The sequence below is a fragment of the Bartonella sp. AA81SXKL genome (assembly GCF_042196945.1).
In the GTDB taxonomy this organism is placed as follows: Bacteria; Pseudomonadota; Alphaproteobacteria; order Rhizobiales; family Rhizobiaceae; genus Bartonella.
In genome coordinates this window covers 1-2,280 of sequence record NZ_JBHIRH010000060.1, presented here as the reverse complement: position 1 = coordinate 2,280, position 2,280 = coordinate 1, and the positions used below count along the sequence as shown (strand labels likewise).

Here is a 2,280-nt window from a genome sequence, read left to right as displayed (position 1 = left end):
AGAGTATAATCACCAACCTCTATTGTCTCTCCTGTAAATTCGTATTTTTTTGCAGGCTCTTGTTGATTAGCAAGCGCGGTTTCATTTGCAATATTAGAGATAACGGGGATGTTTTTTACTGTATTTTTCATAATTAAAACCTTGTCGTAATTAAATTTTCTATTAACAGCCTATAGAGGGCATCGGGTGCTAGAAAACACGGCGACAAGTCCGCTGCTTACACTTTTCTCATAAAGAGTATTGTATGGTGTAAACACACCCGACAAAATCCTCATATACTAACAAAAGTATAAAAGATAGCCAATTTTTAAAAGCGTTGGAAAGATTGTTTCGTAATCTATCCGCTTGTCGTTTCAAAGTGTTTTCTAATCACTTGAATATTCATATAACAAAATACGTATTTATTGTCAAACAATATTTTATCTTTTTTGATATTTTTTTGTATTTTTTAAATACGTTGTGTATTGATAATATCTTATGCCTATTAGTTGCTTCTTTTATATTTATATGCTTTTAAAGCTATATTATTAGCTTTCTTAAAAGATTGCGTTATTTTCTGAATCTATACATTTATAATATTTAGAAACGCTCTCATGATGCGTATTTTAAACTTTATAACCTATCAATTTTGTTACTAAATGAATTTTAAATTTTTTGTGAATTTTGTTTATAAGGGGCTTTAATTTAAACGACCTTAATAGCACCGCGCTCTTATAACAAATGCTTTCATTTGCATTTTTGCTTTCTCTATAGCTGTTATGTTCTTTATAGCCATGGCATCATTTTTCATTTTCATAAGAGAAACGATAAATAGGATAATTGTGATTTATTGTCTGTTATGAAAATATCTCAATAGAAACTGATCATTATAGAGATTAGCAAAATCCCTTTTAATAGACTTTTGTCAGTTGTGTCAGTTCTTTTTAGACCCTATACTATTTTTTTAAAATGATAAAAAATTAAAAGCATTATATTTCAATATGTTAGTCTTTTAAGATACAACTTATATAGATAACACAACCTTAAATACAATTAATAATATATATTTGTCAGTTATCTGTCAGTAAATTGAACTGACAAAAGTGATTATTTTAGTGTGTCATTAAAACGTGTCTTATGAAAAGCGTATGAAAGTAAAAACTGATTACGTTATTAAAATCCCTTTTATGAATTTAATCAGTTCTTTTGAATAGATAACCTTATGATTTAGAGAATGATTACAACGTGCTTTATAAAAATCATGTGATCCTTTAAAGCTTTTCACAAGATATCTTGTAACTCATAAGAGATGCTATCAAGATCTTTATAGTTATGAGTTTTGGGGGTGCTTTTTGTACGTATTATTTTATTTTTTTAATCCAAAATAAAAATCATTATATTTCAATATGTTAATGTTTTAAATAAACAACCTATATTAAATACAATCCGTAAATACAATCTATAATATACATTTAAAGGGGTTTTGTAGGGGTTTTGGGGGTTTTAAGAACCTACAAAACCTATAAGTAAAATGAATATACATAACTCTCTTTAAACAAAGCTTTTGAAAAGGATAAAGCTATCATTTTAGATTACGGTATAACCTCTTAAAGGCAATGTAAAAAAATCTAATTCTATTTAAGAGTGGATTTCTTAAAAGTTTTAAAGCAATCCAAATAAGAGTATCTAAAAGTGCAAGTTTCTTCTTTTTAGAATAACGCATGATAAATTATCCTTTTAAAGATTGTATGTAAGCAATGTATAAAGGGGGTATAGGAACCTATAGCTATAAGACCTTATACCCCTTGTGAGGTTAATATGCCTATCATGTGAGCATGCTTTATAAGTTATTTGGTTTCTCTTATTTCTAATTTTGGTAAGTTCTTAACAATTTTCATTGTTTCTAAACTTACAGTGATAACCCTCTGCAATAACTCTAGAGGGTAGGCAGGGTTGCCAATGGTTTCAACAGCATAGTGATTAGCATCATTAACAATACCACTCTTTTTATCTGTCTTAACGCATTGACGCCCCATAACCGATTCAAGAGAGATATCTGTCATGATGATATTGCTATTATAAATAACAGTTGATTTATTCTTTTCCTTACTATCCTTAATTTTTGCGAATTTCATTTCAGTTACATAATAGAATTTTTCGGGATTAGAGATTTCTGTCTGTTTTGGATTACCCTTTTTAAAGGTGACAGGATAAGGTTCTACAGTTTCATAGTTTACGTGCAAATGACCGAGTTCACGCCCTGCTGTCACAAATTTCCAAAAATCATCAGCCGTTTTTACG

Annotated in this window: 1 protein-coding gene; it reads right to left on the bottom strand. The window is 28.9% G+C overall.

Annotation, left to right across the window (positions count from 1 at the left end; all coding sequences use genetic code 11):
* Positions 1 to 1,826: 1,826 nt before the first annotated feature.
* Positions 1,827 to 2,280 (bottom strand): type ISP restriction/modification enzyme (locus ACFINZ_RS09380; protein WP_375701387.1); only part of this gene is annotated, 454 nt, incomplete at its 5' end.